Consider the following 21578-nt stretch of genomic DNA (forward strand, 5'->3'; position numbering starts at 1 on the left):
CCCCCCAGGCGTCGATCTCGACTTCCAGCACCTCGCGCAGCCGCTGCGGCTCGACGCCATCGACCAGCAATTGCAGCCCTTTGCGCATGAACGGGTCGGATATGCGCGCGATCTGCGCCTCCAGCGCCAGCAGACCTTCCTTGCGCGCAATCATGCTCCAGCTTGCGGCTTGGCGAATCAGCTCGGCATGGCTGGAGGTTGGCGGCACGAATACCCATTTCGTCATGCGCATACCATCGCGAAACACCCGTATCGGACTCTGCAGCATCACCGCCCCGAGGGTGCCGCCGATCACGATCAGGAAGGCGGTCGGCTGCACCAGCGACGCGATGTGGCCGCCTTCGATCACCTGTCCCATCAGGATGGCAGCGATGCCGAGGGTGATGCCAACGAGACTGATCTTGTCCATGATCGCGATCCCCCGTCAGACCGCGCTCAGGCGTCCGACGCCGGCACCTTGGGCGGTCGGCCGCGACGCGCCCCGGTCCCCGAGCCCTTCGCCGCACCGCCGGCGATGCGCGAGCGCAGACGCGCGACCGCCTGACTGTGCAGCTGGCACACGCGGGATTCGGAAACCCCCAGCACTTCGCCGATCTCGCGCAGGTTCAGTTCCTCGTCGTAGTACAGCGCCATCATCAGCTTTTCGCGCTCGGGCAGATCTTCGATCGCGCGCACCAGCGTGCTGCGCATGTCCGCCGCTTCGAGCAGATCGAGCGGATTCGATTCGTGCTCGCCAAGATGGCGTTCGAAGTAATCCTCGCCCTCGCCATCGGTGAAATCCTCGAAATGCACCAGCTGGTAGCCGCGTGCGTCCTGCAACATGCGCTGATAGTCGGCGAGTGGCATTTCCAGCGACGCGGCCAGTTCGATCTCGGTCGGCTGGCGGCCATGCTGCTGCTCGAGGCTGTGGATTGCGCTCTCGATGCGCCGCATGTCGCGCCGCATGCTGCGCGGCAGCCAGTCATTCTCGCGCAGGCCGTCGAGCATCGCGCCACGGATCCGCTGCACCGCATAGGTCTCGAACTGCGCCCCGAGGCCGTCCTCGTAGCGACCGATCGCGTCGAGCAGACCGAGCATGCCGTTCTGGATCAGGTCATCCATCTGCACACTGGCCGGCAGCTTCGCCATCAGGTGATAGGCGATGCGCTTCACCAGCGGTGCGTAGGCCTCCACCAGATGGCTCTTGTCGAGATTTCCTTCAGCGTCGTACATCCACTTCGCCTGTATCTTCTTCCGGCCTGAACGGGGCTCCGGGCTGGAGTCCAACCCGACGGAGTGCCATTGTCCCGCAGCGGCGCCCGCTTTGCCAGACGAATACGTGAGGCGGATCATGAACGCGGGCCCAAGGGGATGGACGGATCGGCGCGACCGCTTCCGGAATGGGCCAGACGGCGCAGGAATGCGGCCTCCGCGTCACGCGGCGAGGCCTCGGACATGCCGTTGCTCAGTCCGGAGGCAAGGTCATCGCGCTCAACTTCGCCGACCCAGGCCAGCGCTACGCCGACATGGCGGCGCACCAGTTCGTCGAGGCTTGCAAAGAATGCCGTCGCATCGGCCCGTCCACGCGCGCGCGCCACCGCCACATGCAGCGAACCGGCACCGGCCGCCGCAAGCCGCTTGATGACCTGATAGGCTTCGGTCGCGCCCCGATGGCTGGCCTCCGCCACCACCAGCCGGCGCGGCGCGGCAAAGATGAAGGGCGACGGATCGGCCGCAGCCTCGCACGCCGAATGGATCAGGATAAAGCTGGCGGAGCGCTGCAGGGCATGCAGCGCGCCAACCAGGCGCTCACGACGCTCGGCGTCCAGCAGGGGCAAGGCCAGCGCCGCGGCGGCCACCGGCACCCGGCCCAGCAGGCCTGGCACGGCCTGCACCAGCTCACGAGGCTGCACCTTGCCGCCGAGCACGGTCAACAGATCGCTTCCGGCCGGCAGACCCAGCGTGGTGGCCAGAGAATCGGCGCCTTGCGCCTCGTCGAGGAGTAACACGCGTTCGGCCCGCCCGGCGATGCGGTGCGCCGCCTGCAGCGCGATATGGGCATGCTGCCGGCCAGTCGCATACAGGGCTACGACGGTCGGCGGCGCGCGGCGAAAAAGCCGTCGCAGTCCGGCTGCCTGGTCTTCACGAGGGTCGATCATGTCAGGCCTCCCTGGCTGGTCGCGAACAAAGTGGCGACCGCATCCTAGGCCCCGGCACCCGCCGCGGCGAGCATCAGCGCGGCCTCGTCGCCTTGCAGCTTCCACGGCGAATCAGCAGCCTGTTCACGCAGCGCACGATGCAGTAAATACGCGCGGTTCGGCAGATGCAGATCTTCCGGTACGCGCTGACCGTTGGCCACATAGAACACGTCCAGTTCATTGCTGACCGCCACATCGATGGCAGGAGCAAGCGATGCGGCTTCGTCGACCTTGGTCAGCACGCAACCGGCCAGATCGGGGCCACGATAGGCACGCACCACGTCTGCTAGCGTATCGCCGCGACAGGTCGCATTGAGCAGCAACAGGCGACGCACGTCACCTGCGCCGTTGAGCATCGCAGCCTGGTCGGCGACCATGCTGTCACGCTGACTCATGCCCATCGTGTCGATCAGCACCATGTGCTTGTTACGCAGTTCGGCCAGCGTCTGGCGCAGGTCGGCAGCATCGCGCACCGAGAACACCGGCACGCCGAGAATGCGGCCATAGATGCGCAGCTGCTCCTGCGCGCCGATGCGGTAACCGTCGGTGGTAATCAGCGCGAGCTTATCGGCGCCGTGGCGCACCACGCAACGCGCGGCGAGCTTGGCGGTGGTGGTAGTCTTGCCGACTCCGGTGGGACCGACCAACGCATACACGCCGCCCCGATCGATGATGTCCGCGTCCGACGCGACGGCACGCAGATCGCGCGCCAGAGCACTCTTTACTGCGGCACGCGCGGCCTCGGGCGAAGCCTCGTCACCGACCGCATCGGCAAGTCGGCGCGCAAGCACGCCGGAAAAGCCGGCTTCGAGCAGTTCGCCGACGATTTCGGCGCGTGCCGGCGCCTTGCGGCGCGTCTCGCCCCAGGCAAAGCCGGCGAGCTGGCGTTCGATCAGGCCGCGAATTCCGGCCAGCTCGCTCATCAGTGTGACGTTGGACTCCTGCAGGGCACGAATGCGATCGTCTTCGACTTCGGGCACGGGAGCAACGGCAGGCTGCGGTACGACGGGCGCCGAGTACACCGGCATGGTTTGCGGCGGTGGCGCAACGGCCACGACGGGACGGGCCAGCGCTTCCGGCGTATTCCAGTCGTCGATCGAATATTCGTCGGCAAACGGGGCACGACTGCGCATCAGATAATCGGCGGTTTCCATGCGCGGCGGATTGAAAGGCCGGATCGCCGGCGCCGTGCGCGCCGGTTGCTGTGCCGTCGGCCGGCCTGCCGGTGCACGCCCGGAGAGACTCACCTGGAAATCGTCATCGTCAAGGCCGCGTACGAGCGGCTGCGGGGCCCGTTCGACACTCGGTGCCTGCACGGCGGGCGCGGCGGGGCGTGCGGCACCCGGCAGCGCACCGACATCATCGGCCGGCAGGGCGAGGATTTCGACACCCCCGTCGACCGCCCGATTGGACAGCACGATGGCATCCGCTCCGAGTTCGGCCTTGAGGGCGCGCAGCGCCTCACGGGCGGTTTGGGCGAAATAGCGCTTGACGTTCATTTGGACTCTCCCGACTGCCACGCTCGCAGCACAGCATGGTTCCGATTATGGTCGCGGCCGGGTAGCTCGATAGCGCGGAATAAACCGGGTTTCTCCCCGTTAATCTGCCCCGTATTCAGCGCGCCCCGGCACCGACCATGGCAGTAACGCGAATCGTGCGCGTCTCGGGGACCTCGGAATTGGCGATCACCTTCAGAGACGGTACTGCGCGGCGCAGGAAGCGCGACAACAGCCAACGCAGTTGCGGCGGCACCAGCAGCACCGGCGGCAGGCCGATGTCTTCCTGGCGCTGCGCGACTTCCGCGGTATGGCGCAGCAGGCCGTCCGCTAGGCTCGGCTCGATGACGCCACCCTCGCCACCACCCGCGGCCATTGCCTGCATGAGGATGCGCTCGAGCGCCGGTTCGATCGCCATCACCTGGATCTCGGCGTTGCCCGGGAACAGGCTCTGCAGGATCGAGCGCCCGAGCCCCTGGCGCACGCGCGAGGTGAGTTCCAGCGGATCCTGCATGCGCGGCGCGTTTTCGGCCAGGATCTCGATGATCGTGCGCATGTCGCGGATATTGACGCCCTCTTCGAGGAGGTTCTGCAGCACGCGCTGCACCGTCGACACCGGCAGCAGCGCCGGCACCAGATCCTCGACAAGCTTCGGCGTGTTCTTGCTGATGTGATCGAGCAGTGCCTGGGTTTCCTGGCGCCCGAGCAGCTCGGCCGCATGGTTCAGGATCAGGTGGTTCAGGTGGGTCGCGACCACGGTGCTCGCGTCGACCACGGTATAGCCCAGCGCGTGCGCCTGCTCGCGCTGGCTGGCGTCGATCCAGAACGCCGGCAGATCGAAGGCCGGATCGCGCGTCTCGCGCCCGGCCAAGGGCCCGGTGACGCGCCCCGGATTGATCGCGAGAAACTGCCCTGGATAGGCCTCGCCACTGCCGATCTCTACGCCCTTCAGCGCGATGCGGTAGGCATTCGGCTTGAGTTCGAGGTTGTCGCGGATATGCACTGGCGCCGACAGGAAGCCGACATCCTGGGCGAATTTCTTGCGCAGCCCGCGAATGCGCTTGAGCAGCTCGCCGTCCTGTCCCTTGTCCACCATCGGAATCAGGCGGTAGCCAACCTCCAGCCCCAGCACATCGACTGGCGCCACGTCGTTCCAGCTGGCCTCCTGGCTTTCCGCCGCCGGCTGCGCCGCTGCGGCCTGCGGTGCCGCACGCATGGCCGCTTCCGCTTCGCGCTTGTTCACGCCCATCCGGCGCCACGCAAGCCATCCCAGAATGCCCGCGATCATGATGAACACCAGGTTCGGCATCCCCGGAATCAGCCCGAGCACCCCGATGATCGCTGCGGTCAGCATCAGCACCTGCGGATTCGAGAACACCTGGGTAATGACCAGCCCGCCGATATCGCCCTCGTCGCCAACGCGCGCCACCACCAGGCCCGCCGCCACCGAAATGATCAGCGCGGGGATCTGCGCGACCAGACCATCGCCGATCGTCAGCAGCGTATAGGTCTCGATCGCGATACCCGCGTCCATGTCGTGCTGCACGATACCGACCATCAGGCCGCCGATGATGTTGATCAGCAGAATGACAATGCCGGCGACCGCGTCGCCGCGGACGAACTTCGACGCACCGTCCATCGCGCCGTAGAATTCCGACTCCTGCCCCACCTCCTTGCGTCGGCGTTTGGCCTCACCCTCGTCGATCAGACCGGCATTCAGATCCGCGTCGATCGCCATCTGCTTGCCCGGCATCGCGTCGAGGGTAAAGCGGGCGCTCACCTCGGCGATCCGCCCCGCACCCTTCGTGACCACGACGAAGTTGATCACCACCAGGATCACGAACAGCACCAGACCGATCGCCGTGTTGCCGCCGACCAGGAAGTGGCCGAAGGCCTCGATTACCTTGCCCGCCGCATCCGGGCCGGTATGACCTTCCAGCAGCACGATTCGCGTCGAGGCCACGTTCAGCGCCAGACGCAACAGCGTCGTCACCAACAGCACCGTCGGGAACACCGAAAACTCCAGCGGCTTGCGCGTGTACATCGCCACCAGCATCACCATCACCGACATCGCGATGTTGAAAGTGAAGAAGATGTCGAGGGCGAATGCCGGCAGCGGCAGCACCATCATGGACAAGACCATGATGATGAAGATGGGCGCACCCAGCATCCGCAGGTTCGTGGGCGTCATTAGCGCACGCAGGTTGAGGGCTTCGATCATTGTCAACCTCTATCGCATTCGTTCCGGCCACGCGCTCATTCGGGCGCGCCGGGGTCCATTTCTGTCGGCACCGGCAGCTTGCCGGGCACCGCGGGCGGAAGGCCGCCATTGGCCATCCAGTGATTCAGCTGATACACATAGGCCATCACTTCCGCCACCGCCGTGTACAGCGCACCCGGTACCGCCTGCTCCAGCTCGCAATGCTTGTAAAGCGCGCGAGCCAGCGGCGGCGCCTCGAGCAGGGGCACCTTATGCTCCTTCGCCAACTCGCGAATCTTCAGCGCAACTTCGCCACGCCCCTTCGCGACGACGATCGGTGCCCCCATTTTCTTGGCGTCGTACTTCAGCGCCACCGAAAAGTGCGTCGGGTTGGTCACCACCACGTCGGCTTTCGGCACCTCGGCCATCATCCGGCGCCGCGCCATCTCCCGCTGCATGCTGCGGATACGTGCCTTGACGTGCGGGTCGCCCTCCTGCTCCTTGCTCTCGCGCTTGACCTCTTCCTTCGTCATGCGCAGCTTCTTGTTGTATTGCCACAGCTGGAACGGCACATCGATCAAGGCCAGGATCGCCAGCCCCATGATGATCAGCAGGGCGGAAAACAATACCGTCTGCAGAAAGTCCGGCACCGCACTCTCCACCGTCTCCGTCATCAGCGTAAAGATGTGCTCGTGCTCGCGCCACACCGCAAAGGCGCCGACGCCACCAACGATGGCGGCCTTCATCAGCGATTTCACCAACTCCGCCAGACCGTGCATCGAAAACATGCGACCCAGCCCCTGAATCGGATCCATCCTGTCCAGCTTCAAACCCAGTGCCTTCGGCGAAAATACAAAACCGCCGATCAGGATCGGTGCAGCGACCGCGGCGACCAGCAGGATCGCGAACAGCGGCAGCATGGTCAGCAAGGCGTCGGTAAATTGGCCACCCAGGCTCGCAAGCATCAGACGCGTATCGAACGCCACGGCGCGCTCGATGTGGAACCCCTCGCGCAGCAGTCCGAGGATGCGCCCGGAGATCCAACCTCCCATCAGCCACAGGCCACTCACCCCGGTAATCAGAACCAGGAAGGTCGACAGCTCACGCGACTGTGGAATCTGCCCTTCCTCGCGGGCCTGTTCCAGTCGTCGTGACGATGGTTGTTCTGTTTTTTCGAGATCGCTGTCTTCGGCCATGGCCGGCTCCTTGCCTGCGCGCCGCGAGGCGTCCGCTCAGCGCGGCCCCTCAGTACGAACACTTTGCGACGTGCGGCAATTATCACCGCCGACCGGCAAGACCCGCCGCCCGATAAACGCGGGGAAAAGGCCCTAATTCGACAGTTGGAAAACGCGATCCGGACGACGTCCGGGCTCGACTCAGCGCCCGGCGGGCAGGCGCTCGATTCCGCGAATACGTTCGCCGGCGGCGACCCCGCGCCCCGCAAACCAGCCCTGGTTCATCTCCAGCGCATATCGAGCGGGGGCGGCGGCGCAATGGCTATCCTCGGTCTGCGGCTTCATGTCGGCGATATTCAGGATGCGCCCGTCGCGGTCGAGAAAGGCCACTGACAAGGGGATCAGGGTGTTCTTCATCCACATGCAGTGCCGCGCCTCCTGCGTGAACACGAACACCATGCCGCGCTGCGGCGGCATCGACGACCGCTTCATCAAGCCGATCTGGCGTGCCTGGTCCGTATGCGCAAGCTCTGCCTCGATGCGATGCATCCCCACCCCCAGCTCGACCAGCGGCAATTCGGCCCGCGCGACGGGAACCTGCCACATGCAGCCGGCCACGATGAGCGCCGCGACGCGGCTGGAAAAAGCTTGGAAAATCATGACCGGAACGACCCGAAACGATGAGGACGGAGGATTCTAACCCGACGCCGGCCAATCGGCTAAGACCGCCCCGCGCGCCGCGCGCCACCCGAACGTGGCTGTGGCGCACGTGCCACCGGCATAGCCCGGCCGCTTCGTGCGGGCGCCGAACGTTGCGCCACGGCCCGGTGCGAGTCGAAACCCGCACACTCCTCGCTGCGCCACTCTCCCGGCGACAATCCCGCCAGTGACCAATCGCCGATTGCCATACGAATCAGGCGCAGCGTCGGGAACCCCGCTTTCGCCGTCATCCGTCGCACCTGTCGATTCTTGCCCTCGCGCAGCACGATCTCCAGCCACGCTGTCGGCACACTCTTGCGAAAGCGCACCGGCGGATCACGCGGCCACAGCCAGTCCGGCGCCGCGATTTGCCGCGCCTCGCACGGCCGCGTCACAAAATCCCCCAGATCCAGCCCCGCGCGCAGATGCGCCAGCGCCGCCTCGTCCGGCTCGCCCTCCACTTGTACCAGATACGTCTTCGGCAGCTTGTGTCGCGGGTCCGCAATGCGGTGCTGCAGGGCGCCGTCATCGGTCAACAGCAACAAACCCTCGCTATCCGTGTCCAGCCGCCCCGCCGCATACACCCCCGGCACCGGCACGTAATCCTTCAGCGTCGGCCGCCCCGGCTCACCGGAAAACTGGCAGATCACACCGAACGGCTTGTTGAGGAGAATTACACGAGACATGGGGAAGAGATGAACTCCAAGGGCAGGAAAGTCTGGGCATCGCAGCGTAAAGGAAAGCGCTTGGCGCAGGCAATGTCCACACCGCGGTGAATCGTCGCTCGCGGAACACCATCGGCGATGGATCACAGCCACCAGCTTCGGCGATACTTCCCCACATCACATTGGATTTCCTATCCTTTAATATCGCAACTACCACGCGCGCGGTGCAATTTCATGAGCACCCGTTGCGCGACGGGGAATCGCGTGACGCACCGCGGAGACGGTGGCCGAGGGCTTCCGGCTTTTCCGGCGACGATGCACAGGAGGAATCGGCGATGAGTCGAGAAGGCAGTGATGTGAGCGTTGCGGGCGTTGATGCGACATTGGCCGATTCGCTCGCACGAATCGAGCTTCCGCCGCGTCCGGCAATCCTGGATCAGGTGATGGCCGAGATGCAGAGCGAGGAGCCCGATTACCGCCGCCTCGCGACAATGATCATGTCCGATGTCGGGCTCTCCGCCTGGCTGGTCAAGACGGCCAACGCCCCGATCTTCGGCTACCGCACCAAAGCCCGCACAGTGCGCGACGCCCTGACCATGCTGGGGCTGATCATGGTGCTGCGCACTGTCGCCGGCTACGCGGTGCGCCAAGCCCTGCCGGAAAGCCCTGCCCTCACGGGATTCTGGGACACGTCGGCGCGTGTCGCGCACCTTTCCGGCTGGCTGGCCCGCGAGATCGGCATCAAGGACGGCGTCCGGCCGCAGGATGCCTACACGTACGGACTATTCCGTGACTGCGGGATTCTGGTGCTGCTAAGGGCGAACGCTTCGTATGAGGACATACTCGCCGAAGCCATGGCGGAGCCGCTGAGGCCATTCACCGAGGTGGAATCCGAGCATCTCGCACTGAATCACGCGATTGTTGGCAGCGCGATGGCGCAAAGCTGGTATCTGCCCGAAGCGCACTGCGCAGCGATCCTGCATCATCATGACCTGGCAAGCCTGGCGGACTCCTCGGCCGACTTGTCACCCGCGGCCCGCCGACTCGTCGCCTTGGCCCAATTGGCCGAGTTCCTGCAAGGTAAAGACTCACCGCCCACCATCAACGAATGGCACAAAATGGGCGAATCCGTGCTTTCGGCCCTGCAACTGACCCCCGATCAGATTGAGCCGCTCCACGTCGCGGCACAAGCCGTCTTGCAGCAGCTCGAATAACCGCCGGGGAAACTCGGCACAACGATCGGTCCCCGCTCCCGCGGCCAGGCAGCCGAAAGGCAGGGTGCCCCGGCCAAGTCCCGGCGTCATCGCGAAACCGCGGCACCCCCATGCACGCTCAGGCCGGACGTTTCCGCCGCACTGTCGCGAGGCCGAAAAGGCCTGCTCCGATGAGGACCAGCGTCGCTGGCTCCGGAACGGCGTTAACACTGATCTGCTCGCTCGGGAGCCGCAGCAGCGTAATCGTCGCGAACTGCGTTTGCATACCCCCTTCACTGAATGAAAGATCGCTCAGCGCGACGCGGAATAGACCACCGGATCCGAAACTCACATCCAGCGGGTTCCACACCAGGGTGTAATCGCTCGCCGAATCGGCAATCGAACCGGCAAAGGCCGAACCGCTCGCCACCAAGTTCGAAGTCGCCCCCTGCGGGTTGGCGAAAGTTAGGAAAGCCAGCACGCCAAGACTGTCGGTTTCGCTGGCTCTGATCCCACCGTTTGAATTTGGCTCCTGCAAACTCACCGTGCCGAAAGAGAAAGTGAATGCGCTGTCAATCGACGACAGTGAGAAATCCTGCTGGCTGAAGATTGACGTACTGAAGCGCACGTCGAGAAGGGTGCCGCTACCTTCACTCGAGTCAACCCCGTAACCCGCACCCGCGGAAAACGATGCGGCGTTGATCTCGAACGGCACTGCGTGCGCGACAGAAGCGCCCGCGAGGATAACCACCGCGGCCGCGACCCCGGTGACTTGTCGAAACAGGTTCATTGCGCACCTCCCTGGTACGTTTTGTATGTTTTGAAACAATCCGTAAGCACATCGCATGCCTGCAACGCAAGATCCTGTCTGGATAAGCATTTCTTGCCCAATGCCGGACAGCGTGGAGCTTGACTGTAAGTTTTTCCGACACTTCGGGCATCCGATCAAACGTGGTGGCGCAGCACCGAGTACGGTGCATCGAGCCGCCCGAGCTACCAGCACAACAAGTCCGCGCCATCGGAAGATCGAATTACGTCGATTCCGACACGGGAACACGCCTGGAGCTGATCAAACGCATCGTCTTTGTGCTGCGGGTATTGGGGCCAAAAAAAACGCGCCCTATGGCGCGTTTTTTGGGGCATCTGGCGGAGGCGGTGAGATTCGAACTCACGAACGGTTGCCCGTTGCCGGTTTTCAAGACCGGTGCAATCGACCACTCTGCCACACCTCCGGAAGGCGCGCAGTATATCATTCCGCCGGACTGGATCAGTCCCGAATCAGACCCGCTCGAACAGCGCAATCGACTCGACGTGCGAGGTCTGCGGAAACATATTGGCGATGCCCGCGCCCCGCAGCACGTAACCCCTCTCGCGCACCAGCACCGCGGCATCGCGCGCCAGCGTCGCCGGATTGCACGACACATACACGATGCGCGCCGGCGACTGTTGCGTGCTCAGCGCCTTGACCACGGCAATCGCGCCCTCGCGCGGCGGGTCGATCAGCAACTTGTCGAGCCGCCCCAGCGCCGCAAGGCTGTCTTCCGTGGCTTCGAACAGGTTCGCGGCGTGGAATTCGCTGTTCCCTTTGAGCCCATTGCGACGGGCGTTCTCACCTGCGCGAGCGACCAGGATCTCGCTGCCCTCCACCCCTACCACCGTCGCGCCGCTACGGGCGATTGGCAGGCTGAAGTTGCCCAGACCGCAGAACAGGTCGGCAATTCGCTCCCCCGGCTGCGGATCGAGCAGCTGCATCGACCGACGGATCAGCAACCGGTTGATGTCCACATTCACCTGGGTGAAGTCGGTCGGCAGGAATTCCATCGTCACGCCGAATTCAGGCAGCGTATATGCGAGCCCCGCTCCGGTCTTCGGATGCAGCGGATGCGCCGTCGCCGGCCCGCCCGGCTGCTGCCATACCTGCACCCCACGCTTGTCGGCAAACGCAGCCAGCCGCGCGAGGTCCCCCGAGGTGAAGGGCAGCAGGTTGCGGAACACCAGCACCGTCGCCGTATCACTGACTGCGATCTCGATCTGCGGCAGGCGGTCGGGGATCGACAAGCCAGCGATCAATTCACGCAGCGCCGGCAACATCGCCGAAATATGCGGCGGCAGGATCGCGCAGCTGCGCATGTCGGCGATGTAGCTGCTGCGCCGCTCGTGAAACCCGACCAGCACGCCCCCCTTCTTCGGCACCAGTCGCACGCCGATGCGTGCACGGTAACGATAGCCCCACGAGGGACCGTGAATGGCCGGATAGATGATTTCGGGCGTCACCTTGCCGACGTGCCACAGCGCATCTTCCAACACCCGCTGTTTCACCGCCGTCTGTGCCACGGAGTCCAGATGCTGCATCGAACAGCCCCCGCACACTCCGAAATGCGGGCACCGCGGCGTTACCCGCTGCGCACTCGGCTTGATGATGCGGCTGACCTCCGCAAGGTCGAAGCTCGGGCGACTGCGGTGGACCAAGTACTCGACCTTCTCGCCCGGCAAGGCGCCGTCAACAAAGACAACCTTACCCTCGACATGCGTGACACCGCGACCTTCGTGGTCCAGCGATTCGATGACTGCGACCGGCATGGGGAAACTCGCCAAAAAGATCGCGATTTTACCGGGCGATGCAGCGCTTTTTACCCAGGTACCTATAATTCGTTGGAAAATCACAGGCACCAACCAGCGGCACGGACACATCCCCTCTCGCCGCGGGCTTCCCTCTCCCGCAGGAAACGAACGTGGGCACATTCTCGGAACGATATCTCGACAGTTACGGCGAATTCCGCGACGCCGTCCTCGAAGCGCTTGGTCTGGCCCACCAAACTGTGTCGATCTTCGATCCGGACCTACGCGAATGGGGACTCGAAAGCGTCGCCGGCACCAATCTGCTCGAAGCCTTGTGCTCGCAATCACCCCGCCCCGACACCCTGCGTATTCTCGTGCATACCACGACTTTTCTTGAGCAGGAATGCCCTCGACTCATCGGCGTTCTCCGACGCTTTGGTCATTGTGCAAGTGTTCGCACCACCGATCCAGGTGCCCGCGCATGGACACAACCCTTCCTCGTTGCGGATCGCCACTATTTGGTAACGCGCTTTCATCAGGAACTTCCCCGCGGCAAGGTCTGTTTCGCAACGTCCAGCACCAATGCATACGTAATCACACAATTCGAGACAATGTGGTTACGTGGCGAGCATCATGCAAGCGGCGCTCCGCTTAGCATCTAGCCACGCGTTTCGACTTATTGCATTGCACCAAATAAATATTTGCATGCACCAGGCGCGTGCTAGAATTCTACGAGGTTCGCCAACCGGATACTCAACAAAGCCCGCTTGGCCGTAACTCCTCAGCCACGTCTAGACCCCATCGATAAGGACATAGAACATGAAACAATCGCTCCTCGTTGCCTCCCTGCTGGCCCTCGCCGTTGCCGCCTGCAGCAAGACCGAAGCCCCCGCCCCGGCGGCCCCGGCTCCGGCTGCCGCCCCGACCGCTCCCGCTGCTCCGGCTCAGGAAGCCGCCGCTCCGGCTGCTGCCCCGGCTGAGGCCGCCAAGGACGCTGCTGCAACCGCCGTCGACGCCGCCAAGGACAGCGCTGCCGCAGCCGGCACCGCTGTCGACGCCGCCAAGGACGCAGCTGCTGCAGCCGCCGACGCAGCGAAGAAGTAACGCTCTTCCAGCGACGCAAAAAAGCCGGCTCGCGAGCCGGCTTTTTTGTTCCTGTCTGATTCGCGCTTTCTCCGATCGGCCTTAGTGCCAACCGCAAACACGGAACGCCGCTGCTCACGGCTCACGGCACACGGCACACGGCACACGGCCTGCAAGAGACCGTTGCCGCGCCGCAGCGGATTGTTATCGCAACTGCTGCTGCAACAAGTTGAGCATCTTGCGCGCCGTCTCGGACGAATCCTCTCCGCCCTCGCGGGTCATCACGGTGATGACTGACGCATCGCCCTCGCCCTTCACGCGCAGGCGATACTCACTGCCCTTTGCAACGGCCTTGTCATCGCTGCGCCAGAAGGCGAGCTTGGACAGGAAACCCTCGGATTTCTTGCTCTGCACATCCGCATCCGGATCGACGTAGCGTACGAAGTACATGCCCTTCGAACGATCGCGATCTTCGACGGTAAAGCCGATGCGATCCAGCGCCAGGCCGACTCGTCGCCACGCACGATCGAATGACTCGTCAAGCGAGAGACTGAGTTTGCCACCGGATGCCGTCTGCAGAGACGCACGTTCAGCCGCGGGCGCTGCCGCCACGATTGCCGCGGCACGCTCCTCCGCCGCCCCCAGCCGAACCATCAGGCGCCGCAACATCTCGGCCTCCAGCTCTGGGTCAGCCAGACGCGGCTGCCAGACGGTGGTGTCCTTGGCTTCGTTCGGATAGATTTCCATCATGCCGCGGTGGCTGATATAGATCTCCACGGTATTCGGCTCCTTGCCTGCTTCCAGCCGAGTGCGGAACTTGTCGCGCTCGGGCGTGGAAAACATGCCGTCGAGCACCTTACCCAGCGCTGACCGAATGACATCCTGAGGAATCTTTGCGCGGTCTTCGGCCCAATCGGTCTCCATCACACCGACTTCAGGGCGCTCGACGTTCAGGATGAAGCCGAGTTCAAGCCAGAAATCCTTGACCTTCGGCCACATCGCGTCTGCTGTTCCCGACACGACCAGCCAGCGCTGCGTCCCGGCGCGCTCCACGCGCATGCTTTCCACGGCGGGCAGCACTTGTTGCTGGGTCGCGCTCGTCTGCGGCTGCCCTGCACGATCGTTGGCATAGGCAGAGTAGGTCGCGACGCCCTTCGGCGACACGTCAGGCACCACGTAGCGGTCATCGCGCGTTGGCGCAGTGAGGTCGGGCGGAATCTCAAGCGTCGGCAGTTGCCGGGCACTCTTATAGTCGATCTTCTTCGACTCCAGCAAGGAACCGGAACAACCAGACAGGGCAACAGCCAAGGCAATCAGTGAAGCAGAAGTACGCAGGGTACGATTCATGAGTCTCAGTAAATCCTTGAAAAATCAGACGTTCACGCCAGCACGACGCATCGCCAGACGGACGCGTTCGTGCAAGCCTTCCGACAACGTCGTAAGCGGCAGCCGGATACCGGCCTGGATCATGCCCATCTGCTGCACGGCCCACTTCACCGGAATCGGATTGGCCTCGCAGAACAGATCGCGGTGCAGCGCCACCAGACGCGCATTGATCTCGCGCGCCTTGATGGCATCGCCGGCAAGCGCCGCAGCACACATCTCATGCATTGCCCGTGGCGCCACGTTTGCGGTCACCGATATCGTGCCGTGGCCACCCAGCAGGATAAAGGCCGCGGCGGTCATGTCGTCACCGGTATAGAGCGCAAAGTCCTTGGGCGCACGCTCGACCAGGTCGCAGGCGCGCTCGATGCTGCCAGTGGCATCCTTGATGCCGATGATGTTCGGAATCTGCGCCAGGCGCAGCGTGGTGTCATTGCCGAGATCCGCCACCGTACGACCGGGCACGTTGTACAGGACCAGCGGCAATTCAACGGCCTCGGCAATCGCACGGAAGTGCCGATACAAGCCTTCCTGGGTTGGTTTGTTGTAGTACGGCACGACCGAAAGATGCGCGACGGCGCCTGCCTTCTCGGCATAGCGCGTCAGTTCGATGGCCTCTGCCGTCGAGTTTGCCCCGGTGCCGGCAATCACGGGGATGCGTCCGGCCGTGTGCTCAACCGCCACACGGATAAGTTCGCAATGCTCATCCACGTCCACCGTCGGTGACTCGCCGGTGGTACCAACAATGACCAGCCCGTCAGTGCCTTCGGCCACATGGAAGTCAATCAATGCACGCAGACGCGGGTAATCCAGGCTGCCATCCTCGTTCATCGGGGTGACGATGGCGACAATCGATCCGGTAATCATGGAAAAGGCCGAAAGTTTAAAAAGTCGATTCTACCTGATCGCCGCGAGACGGCCACTCCGGCGCTTGGCCTCACCGGCATGGGCACCCAATGACGCACCCTACGACGGCCACAAACCGCGCATCGGCCCCACACGACAGTACGAGCCCGCAGCGCTGCAATCAGAGATCTGCCAGCGCCTTGATGTGCGCCACCACCGAACGCGCCAGCGACGACAGTGAATAGCCACCTTCCAGGATCGAGACAACGTTCTTGTGCCCGCACTCTTCCGCCACAGCCTTGACCTGTTGCGTCACCCAGACGTAATCGGACTCGACGAGACCGATCGAGCCCATATCGTCTTCGTAATGGGCGTCGAACCCGGCCGAGATAAAGATCATCTGCGGCTTGTGCGCGCGCAGAGCGGGCATCCAGGTATCGGTGACGATCTGCCGGAATGCGTCACCACGCGTGCCTGCCGGTATCGGCACATTGACCATGTTGGGTGCCGTGCAGTCGGCCCCGCTGTATGGGTAGAACGGGTGTTGGAAGATGCTGACCATCAGTACGCGCGGGTCGTCGCGGAATGCATCCTCGGTGCCGTTGCCGTGATGCACGTCGAAGTCGACAATCGCGACGCGCTCCAGTCCGTGCGCATCGACCGCATGACGCGCGGCAATCGCGATATTGTTCAGGAAACAGAAACCCATCGCCTTCGAACGCTCAGCATGATGGCCCGGCGGGCGCACCGCGCAGAAGGCATTCTCGATCTCACCCTTCAGCACCAGATCGGTTGCCAGCACGCCTGCACCGGCCGAGCGCAATGCCGCCTTCATCGTACCGGGACTCATCGCGGTATCCGGGTCGAGGTGGCGGATGCCATGTTCGGGCACGCTGGAGGTCAGCTCATTGAGGTAACTTTCCGGATGCACGCGCCGGATCTGTTCCGGCGTTGCCTCGGGCGCGTCATAAAACGATAGGTACAGATCCAGCCCCGCTGCGATCAGTCGGTCGTTGATAGCGGCAAGCCGGTCCGAACATTCCGGGTGAAACGTCCCCATGTCGTGCAGCCAGCAATCGCGGTGCGTAATGAACGCAGTCGTCGTCATACCCCCCCTCTTTCGCATGCGGGCGAACTTTCCCGCGCCACGGCCTTCAAAATGGCTTGCCGCCTGCACCGGGCGCAGCCTGATGATATTTGTCGTCTATTATCACCGCTTCCCGGCCAATTTCACAGTACGCCCACATGCCCCATCGCCACGCCATTCGCGTCCTCGAAGCCGCCAACTGCATCATTCTCGGCAAGGAGCGCGAGTTGCGGCTCGCATTGACCTGTCTGATCGCTCGCGGACACCTGCTGATCGAGGACGTACCAGGGGTCGGGAAGACCACCCTGGCGCATGTGATCGCACGCCTCAGCGGCTTGCAGTTCCAGCGCATCCAGTTCACCAGTGATCTTCTGCCGGCCGACATCATTGGCGTTTCGATATTCGATCGAGATGCCACCACCTTCCGTTTTCACCCCGGCCCGGTATTCGCGCAACTTATCCTCGCAGACGAAATCAATCGCGCCACACCCAAAACGCAGAGCGCCCTGCTTGAAGCGATGGAAGAGCATCAGGTCACCGCCGACGCCGAAACCCATGTCCTGCCTGAACCCTTCTTCGTTATCGCGACACAGAATCCGTCGCATCAGATCGGCACCTTCCCGCTGCCCGAAAGCCAGCTCGACCGCTTCCTGATGCGTATCCGCCTTGGTTACCCTGACCGCAGCGCCGAACGTGCGCTGCTGATGGGCGAGGATCGACGCGAACTGCTGGAGCGCCAGAACGCGGTCATCCGCCCGGAAGACCTGCTGACGCTGCAGCGCGCCGCTCACGGCGTCACCGTCGCCGAGCGACTGGTGGATTATGTCCAGGCCTTGCTCGGCAGCACGCGCCACAGTCCCGAGCTTGCCGGTGGCCTTAGTCCGCGCGCCGGTCTCGGACTGATCGGCGCAGCACGCGCCTGGGCCTTGATCGACGGTCGCGACCACGTGCTCCCGGAAGACGTGCAGACGGTCTTCCCGCATGTCGCAGGGCATCGCCTGCACGCCGCCGGTGACGGTCGTAGCGCCCCACCCGAGTTACTCGCGCAACTCGTGCGGGACGTTGCCGTCGCGTGATGGCGCGGCAACGATTCGATTCCCTACGTCGCCAGGTCGACCGCTGGCTGTTTCGCGTCGGACGACCGGATCCCACGCCGCTCGTCCTCCGGCAACGCCGCATTTTTGTCCTGCCGACACCTGCAGGGCTGGCTTTCGCCGCAGCGTTGATGGTGATGCTGCTGACGTCCATCAACTACAACCTGAGCCTCGGCTACGCCCTGGTCTTTCTTCTGGGCGGCGTCGCATTCGCCAGTATCGTGCATGCGTTTCGCAACCTGCTGCATCTGTCGCTGCGCCCCGGGCGGTCCGAACCGGTATTTGCCGGCGAACGGGCCCGGTTCAGCATCCTCGTGAGCAATGCACGCCCGACACGGCGCCCCGGACTGCGACTGAATGCCCATGGCGCGATTGCGGCATTTGAACTCGCGGCCAACGACACCGCTGACATCGCGCTGTCCTGCCCGACCGAACGGCGCGGCTGGATGCGGCTCGGACGCGTGGTGATCGAGACGACGTACCCGCTCGGCCTGATCCGCGCATGGAGCGTACTCGTACCGGATCAGCGCTGCCTTGTCTATCCAGCCCCGGAACCATTCCCGCCACCGCTACCCGAAGGCACCGCCGACAGCGCGGGACGTCGCCCGGGGCACGCTGGCGACGACGACTTTGCCGGACTGCGCCCCCACCAGCCCTCGGATTCGCCACGCCACGTAGCGTGGAAAACCCTCGCGCGTGGGGGGCCGATGCTCACCAAGCAATTCGCGGGACTCGTTGCCGGAGAAATTCACCTCGACTGGGACACCCTTCCCTGGGCGCTTGGCACAGACGCCAGACTGTCGCGACTCGTCGCCTGGGTGCTTGCAGCGGAACGGGGCGCGCAGGCGTATTCACTTGCACTGCCGGACGGCATTACTGCTGTCGACCGCGGTCCACAGCACACTGCCACCTGTCTCAAGCGGCTAGCACTTTTCGGCAATGGTGCCTCCGCCGATGTCTGACGCGCGCGCGCCCTCCGTCGTCCAGCAACTCTGGCTGCTCGCCACTACCACAACCACGCTGGCTCCCCACGCGACGCATCTGCCCGCCTGGCTTACAGCGGTTTGCGCAAGCCTGTTGGGGCTGCGCGTACTGTTGTCGTGGCGACGAGGCAAAGTTCCACACCAGGCCTTGATCCTGCTGATCGCGGTCGCCGCCGGCGTCGGCGTGAAAATCGACTTTGGCCATTTCTTCGGCAAGGATCCCGGGGTCGCGCTGCTTGCCGTGCTGCTGTGTCTGAAGCTTCTGGAAGGGCGCAGCACGCGCGACATTCGTGCTGCGATACTTTTAAGTTTATTCCTGCAACTCGGGCTGTTCTTCTACGACCAGACCCTAGCAATCGCCGGCCTTGCCCTGACCGGCGCATTACTCGCCACGATCACCCTGCTGAGTCTGCAGGACGAGAACGCGCCCCCCGTTGCGCAACTGCGTACAGGCGCCGTCCTGCTGGCCCAGGGCCTGCCCTTCATGCTTATTCTGTTCGTGCTTTTCCCTCGCGTTCAGGGGCCGCTATGGGGGCTCCCGGCGGACGCCTACAGTGGCATGAGCGGACTGTCCGACTCGATGACCCCGGGGTCGATCAGCCAGCTGGGTCTATCGGACGCCATCGCCTTTCGTGTCGAATTCCACGGCAGCCCACCGCCACCCACGCAGCGCTACTGGCGTGGCCCGGTGCTCACCTCCTTTGACGGCCGAACCTGGCGCACAGGCCGTTTCACGACCGCCGCCGAACCGGCCTATGTACCCGCCGGCCCCGCCTACGACTACGGGTTGACGCTCGAGCCGCACAACCAGAACTGGCTGTTGGCGCTCGACTTCCCCCCTCCCGGCGTGCCACAAGCACGCTATACCAGCGATTACCGGCTAGTAGCGAACGCCCCGGTGCGCACCCGAGCACGATTCAATCTGCGCGCGTACCCGACGACTGCTGTCGGGGTCGACGAAAACCGCGACGTGCTCACAGACGCAGTTCGACTGCCGGCCACCTTCAACCCACGCAGCCGCGCCCTCGCGCGGGATTTGGCCACAGGCACCCCCTCGCACGACCTAATCCTGGCACGGACAATCGAACATCTCAGGCGGAGCGACCTGACCTACACGCTCAACCCACCGCTCCTCGGCACCCACGCCATTGACGAGTTCCTCTTCGACACCCGCCGCGGTTTCTGCGAACACTTCGCCTCCGCCTTCGTCTTCGTGATGCGTGCCGCCGGAGTCCCCGCACGTGTCGTCACCGGGTATCAGGGCGGCGAGATCAATCCGATCGACCGCACTCTGGTGGTACGCCAGTCGGATGCGCATGCGTGGGCAGAGGTTTGGCTCGCCGGGCGCGGCTGGACACGTATCGATCCCACTGCCGTGGCAGCCCCCCGGCGCATCGAATCGGGACTGGCTGCGGCCCTGCCCGAGTGGGAAGCGCTGCCCTTCATGATGCGCCCGAGCTTTTCCTGGCTGCGCGACCTGCGCCATCACTGGGAAGCACTCTCCAATACGTGGAACATTTGGGTTCTTGGATACAATCCCGATCGACAACAAGATCTGCTTAAACGCATCGGTTTTTCGCGCCCTGACTGGCGAACGCTTGGCCTTTTGCTGGGATTGAGCGCCGGGATATTGACGCTGCTCCTGTTCATATGGGCCTTTGCACTTCGCCAGCAGCGCGACCCGCTCGATCGCGCGTGGTCATCATTCTGCCGCAAGCTCGCCCGTCACGGTGCCGCGCGGCATCCGTGGGAAGGACCCGTCGATTACGGCAAGCGTCTGGCGATGACCTTCCCCCGGCACGCCGCCCGCCTGAAAGACATCGCCGGCCGCTACGCCAGGTTGCGCTACGGCTCAAGTACCGATGATCGCCACGTACGTGATCTTGTCCAATGTATCCGGAGGTTGAATCTGAAATGAAACGCCCCTTCAGCGCCGCCCTGCTATGCCTCAGCCTGCTTGCCGGGCCGGGCCTCGCCAACGGCTCCTACGCGGAGCGCGAGGAAGCAATCGCATTCTCGCGGGAAATGCAGGAGAAACACGGATTTGACAGTGGCGAACTACTTGCTGCGCTCGCCCGAGCCCAGCACGAACCCCGCGTACTCGAACTCATCCGCCCGCCCAGTTCGCCCGGCACTCGCTCATGGCAACGCTATCGCGCGCGGTTTCTTGAAACCAGGCGCATCGAAAGCGGCCTCGCCTTCTGGCAGGAACACGAGGCGACGCTTCAGACTGCCAGCGAACGCTATGGGGTACCGCCGGAAATCATCGTGGCGATCATCGGCGTCGAGACCTTTTATGGCCGCAACACCGGCAATTTCGAGACCGTATCGGCGTTGGCAACGCTCGCGTTCGACTACCCGCCACGCGCACAGCTGTTCCTGCGCGAACTGGAACAGCTGTTTCTGCTAGCCCGCGAACAGGGACGCGACCCCTTCACCTATTACGGCTCCTACGCGGGCGCGATCGGGTATCCGCAGTTTCTGCCCAGCAGCATCCGCAACTATGCGGTGGACTTTGATGGCAGCGGCCGCATCGATTTCGACAATGAGCCTGCCGACGCCATCGGTAGCATTGCGCATTACCTTGCACAACATGGCTGGGCACGTGGCGAACCGGTCGCGGTGCCCGCGCTGCTGGCCCCCGAAACCAACGCCCAGGCGCTCATTGACATCGGCATCGAACCTGCGCTCACCCCGGAACAGCTCGCAAACGCAGGCGTCACGCCGGCAACCGCGTATCCGCATACCGCACCCGCAACCCTCGTCGACCTCGCCAGTCCCGGCGCCGAGACCGAATACTGGCTTGGCTACCGGAACTTCTACGCAATCACGCGCTACAACAAGAGCAGCTTCTACGCGATGGCTGTATTCGAGCTAGCGCGGGCCTTGCTCGATCAGTACACGCCGCCCGCGCGGTAAAGGTGCCCCGCGGGCAAAG

The 21578-nt window shown here is 63.9% G+C and carries 20 protein-coding genes and 1 tRNA gene; 7 read left to right on the top strand and 14 right to left on the bottom strand.

The annotated features are described in order from the left end of the window. From GPA25_RS18355 to GPA25_RS18390, 8 genes are all read right to left on the bottom strand, one after another. Nucleotides 1-409: motility-associated protein (locus tag GPA25_RS18355; RefSeq protein WP_343035000.1), on the bottom strand; the 409-nt coding region annotated here is incomplete at its 3' end. A 26-nt stretch (nucleotides 410-435) separates the two neighbouring features. After that, the gene (locus tag GPA25_RS18360) at nucleotides 436-1212 is read right to left on the bottom strand and encodes an RNA polymerase sigma factor FliA (protein WP_169261861.1); all 777 of its coding nucleotides are present in this window, start codon (nucleotides 1210-1212) and stop codon (nucleotides 436-438) included. A 116-nt stretch (nucleotides 1213-1328) separates the two neighbouring features. Beyond that, on the bottom strand, nucleotides 1329-2138 hold the full coding sequence (locus GPA25_RS18365) for a MinD/ParA family ATP-binding protein (protein ID WP_169261862.1): 810 nt from the start codon (nucleotides 2136-2138) through the stop codon (nucleotides 1329-1331). A 44-nt stretch (nucleotides 2139-2182) separates the two neighbouring features. After that, a complete protein-coding gene (flhF, locus tag GPA25_RS18370; RefSeq protein WP_169261863.1) occupies nucleotides 2183-3676 on the bottom strand; it encodes a flagellar biosynthesis GTPase FlhF in 1494 nt (497 codons plus the stop codon). Nucleotides 3677-3791: 115 nt separating this feature from the next. Then, the gene (gene flhA / locus GPA25_RS18375) at nucleotides 3792-5894 is read right to left on the bottom strand and encodes a flagellar biosynthesis protein FlhA (protein ID WP_169261864.1); all 2103 of its coding nucleotides are present in this window, start codon (nucleotides 5892-5894) and stop codon (nucleotides 3792-3794) included. 35 nt (nucleotides 5895-5929) lie between these two features. Continuing rightward, nucleotides 5930-7069, bottom strand: a complete 1140-nt coding sequence (gene flhB / locus GPA25_RS18380; protein ID WP_169261865.1) for a flagellar biosynthesis protein FlhB — start codon at nucleotides 7067-7069, stop codon at nucleotides 5930-5932. Nucleotides 7070-7249: 180 nt separating this feature from the next. Beyond that, a complete protein-coding gene (locus GPA25_RS18385; RefSeq protein WP_246265838.1) occupies nucleotides 7250-7654 on the bottom strand; it encodes a DUF192 domain-containing protein in 405 nt (134 codons plus the stop codon). 113 nt (nucleotides 7655-7767) lie between these two features. After that, nucleotides 7768-8433: a pseudouridine synthase gene (locus tag GPA25_RS18390; RefSeq protein WP_169261867.1), complete on the bottom strand. Its 666-nt coding sequence runs from the start codon at nucleotides 8431-8433 to the stop codon at nucleotides 7768-7770. A gap of 161 nt (nucleotides 8434-8594) precedes the next feature. Here GPA25_RS18390 and GPA25_RS18395 point away from each other — a divergent pair, with 161 nt between their 5' ends. Continuing rightward, nucleotides 8595-9626: an HDOD domain-containing protein gene (locus GPA25_RS18395; RefSeq protein WP_169261868.1), complete on the top strand. Its 1032-nt coding sequence runs from the start codon at nucleotides 8595-8597 to the stop codon at nucleotides 9624-9626. Between the two features lie 118 nt (nucleotides 9627-9744). On the opposite strand, the gene GPA25_RS23855 is transcribed toward GPA25_RS18395, so the two are convergent. From GPA25_RS23855 to rlmD, 3 genes are all read right to left on the bottom strand, one after another. Beyond that, nucleotides 9745-10395, bottom strand: coding sequence for a PEP-CTERM sorting domain-containing protein (locus GPA25_RS23855; RefSeq protein WP_211163207.1), 651 nt, complete (start codon nucleotides 10393-10395; stop codon nucleotides 9745-9747). 354 nt (nucleotides 10396-10749) lie between these two features. Beyond that, nucleotides 10750-10837 (bottom strand) — tRNA-Ser (locus tag GPA25_RS18405). A gap of 46 nt (nucleotides 10838-10883) precedes the next feature. Continuing rightward, nucleotides 10884-12185, bottom strand: a complete 1302-nt coding sequence (gene rlmD, locus GPA25_RS18410; RefSeq protein WP_169261869.1) for a 23S rRNA (uracil(1939)-C(5))-methyltransferase RlmD — start codon at nucleotides 12183-12185, stop codon at nucleotides 10884-10886. 152 nt (nucleotides 12186-12337) lie between these two features. On the opposite strand from rlmD, the gene GPA25_RS18415 reads away from it, so the two are divergent. Beyond that, nucleotides 12338-12826, top strand: a complete 489-nt coding sequence (locus tag GPA25_RS18415) for a DUF7931 domain-containing protein (protein WP_169261870.1) — start codon at nucleotides 12338-12340, stop codon at nucleotides 12824-12826. A gap of 157 nt (nucleotides 12827-12983) precedes the next feature. Continuing rightward, nucleotides 12984-13268 (top strand): hypothetical protein, encoded by a 285-nt coding sequence (locus GPA25_RS18420; RefSeq protein ID WP_169261871.1) that lies wholly within the window; start codon nucleotides 12984-12986, stop codon nucleotides 13266-13268. A gap of 183 nt (nucleotides 13269-13451) precedes the next feature. On the opposite strand, the gene bamC is transcribed toward GPA25_RS18420, so the two are convergent. The 3 genes from bamC to GPA25_RS18435 all read right to left on the bottom strand — a co-directional run bounded on the left by bamC (nucleotide 13452) and on the right by GPA25_RS18435 (nucleotide 16584). After that, complete coding sequence (bamC, locus tag GPA25_RS18425; RefSeq protein ID WP_169261872.1) at nucleotides 13452-14594, bottom strand: outer membrane protein assembly factor BamC; 1143 nt, start codon at nucleotides 14592-14594, stop codon at nucleotides 13452-13454. Between the two features lie 24 nt (nucleotides 14595-14618). Then, nucleotides 14619-15497: a 4-hydroxy-tetrahydrodipicolinate synthase gene (gene dapA / locus GPA25_RS18430; RefSeq protein ID WP_169261873.1), complete on the bottom strand. Its 879-nt coding sequence runs from the start codon at nucleotides 15495-15497 to the stop codon at nucleotides 14619-14621. Nucleotides 15498-15657: 160 nt separating this feature from the next. Beyond that, the gene (locus tag GPA25_RS18435) at nucleotides 15658-16584 is read right to left on the bottom strand and encodes a histone deacetylase family protein (RefSeq protein ID WP_169261874.1); all 927 of its coding nucleotides are present in this window, start codon (nucleotides 16582-16584) and stop codon (nucleotides 15658-15660) included. Between the two features lie 137 nt (nucleotides 16585-16721). On the opposite strand from GPA25_RS18435, the gene GPA25_RS18440 reads away from it, so the two are divergent. From GPA25_RS18440 to mltB, 4 genes are read left to right on the top strand one after another with little or no spacing between them, the layout of a single operon-like run. Beyond that, a complete protein-coding gene (locus GPA25_RS18440) occupies nucleotides 16722-17639 on the top strand; it encodes an AAA family ATPase (protein WP_169261875.1) in 918 nt (305 codons plus the stop codon). Next, nucleotides 17639-18619: a DUF58 domain-containing protein gene (locus tag GPA25_RS18445; protein WP_169261876.1), complete on the top strand. Its 981-nt coding sequence runs from the start codon at nucleotides 17639-17641 to the stop codon at nucleotides 18617-18619. Before GPA25_RS18440 ends, GPA25_RS18445 begins: the two co-directional genes overlap by 1 nt. Beyond that, on the top strand, nucleotides 18612-20558 hold the full coding sequence (locus GPA25_RS18450; RefSeq protein WP_169261877.1) for a transglutaminase TgpA family protein: 1947 nt from the start codon (nucleotides 18612-18614) through the stop codon (nucleotides 20556-20558). The genes GPA25_RS18445 and GPA25_RS18450 overlap by 8 nt, the downstream gene beginning before the upstream one ends. Then, on the top strand, nucleotides 20555-21559 hold the full coding sequence (gene mltB / locus GPA25_RS18455) for a lytic murein transglycosylase B (protein ID WP_169261878.1): 1005 nt from the start codon (nucleotides 20555-20557) through the stop codon (nucleotides 21557-21559). Before GPA25_RS18450 ends, mltB begins: the two co-directional genes overlap by 4 nt. Nucleotides 21560-21578: the final 19 nt, after the last annotated feature.

It is taken from the genome of Aromatoleum diolicum (assembly GCF_012910955.1).
Taxonomy (GTDB): Bacteria; Pseudomonadota; Gammaproteobacteria; order Burkholderiales; family Rhodocyclaceae; genus Aromatoleum; species Aromatoleum diolicum.

What these genes read in the sequence shown, in the direction of transcription:
- GPA25_RS18360 (WP_169261861.1), bottom strand. Translation starts at nt 1,212, where the DNA reads ATGTACGACGCTGAAGGAAATCTCGACAAGAGCCATCTGGTGGAGGCC.
- GPA25_RS18365 (WP_169261862.1), bottom strand. Translation starts at nt 2,138, where the DNA reads ATGATCGACCCTCGTGAAGACCAGGCAGCCGGACTGCGACGGCTTTTT.
- flhF (WP_169261863.1), bottom strand. Translation starts at nt 3,676, where the DNA reads ATGAACGTCAAGCGCTATTTCGCCCAAACCGCCCGTGAGGCGCTGCGC.
- flhA (WP_169261864.1), bottom strand. Translation starts at nt 5,894, where the DNA reads ATGATCGAAGCCCTCAACCTGCGTGCGCTAATGACGCCCACGAACCTG.
- flhB (WP_169261865.1), bottom strand. Translation starts at nt 7,069, where the DNA reads ATGGCCGAAGACAGCGATCTCGAAAAAACAGAACAACCATCGTCACGA.
- GPA25_RS18385 (WP_246265838.1), bottom strand. Translation starts at nt 7,654, where the DNA reads ATGTGGCAGGTTCCCGTCGCGCGGGCCGAATTGCCGCTGGTCGAGCTG.
- GPA25_RS18390 (WP_169261867.1), bottom strand. Translation starts at nt 8,433, where the DNA reads ATGTCTCGTGTAATTCTCCTCAACAAGCCGTTCGGTGTGATCTGCCAG.
- GPA25_RS23855 (WP_211163207.1), bottom strand. Translation starts at nt 10,395, where the DNA reads ATGAACCTGTTTCGACAAGTCACCGGGGTCGCGGCCGCGGTGGTTATC.
- rlmD (WP_169261869.1), bottom strand. Translation starts at nt 12,185, where the DNA reads ATGCCGGTCGCAGTCATCGAATCGCTGGACCACGAAGGTCGCGGTGTC.
- GPA25_RS18420 (WP_169261871.1), top strand. Translation starts at nt 12,984, where the DNA reads ATGAAACAATCGCTCCTCGTTGCCTCCCTGCTGGCCCTCGCCGTTGCC.
- bamC (WP_169261872.1), bottom strand. Translation starts at nt 14,594, where the DNA reads ATGAATCGTACCCTGCGTACTTCTGCTTCACTGATTGCCTTGGCTGTT.
- dapA (WP_169261873.1), bottom strand. Translation starts at nt 15,497, where the DNA reads ATGATTACCGGATCGATTGTCGCCATCGTCACCCCGATGAACGAGGAT.
- GPA25_RS18435 (WP_169261874.1), bottom strand. Translation starts at nt 16,584, where the DNA reads ATGACGACGACTGCGTTCATTACGCACCGCGATTGCTGGCTGCACGAC.
- GPA25_RS18440 (WP_169261875.1), top strand. Translation starts at nt 16,722, where the DNA reads ATGCCCCATCGCCACGCCATTCGCGTCCTCGAAGCCGCCAACTGCATC.
- GPA25_RS18445 (WP_169261876.1), top strand. Translation starts at nt 17,639, where the DNA reads ATGGCGCGGCAACGATTCGATTCCCTACGTCGCCAGGTCGACCGCTGG.
- GPA25_RS18450 (WP_169261877.1), top strand. Translation starts at nt 18,612, where the DNA reads ATGTCTGACGCGCGCGCGCCCTCCGTCGTCCAGCAACTCTGGCTGCTC.
- mltB (WP_169261878.1), top strand. Translation starts at nt 20,555, where the DNA reads ATGAAACGCCCCTTCAGCGCCGCCCTGCTATGCCTCAGCCTGCTTGCC.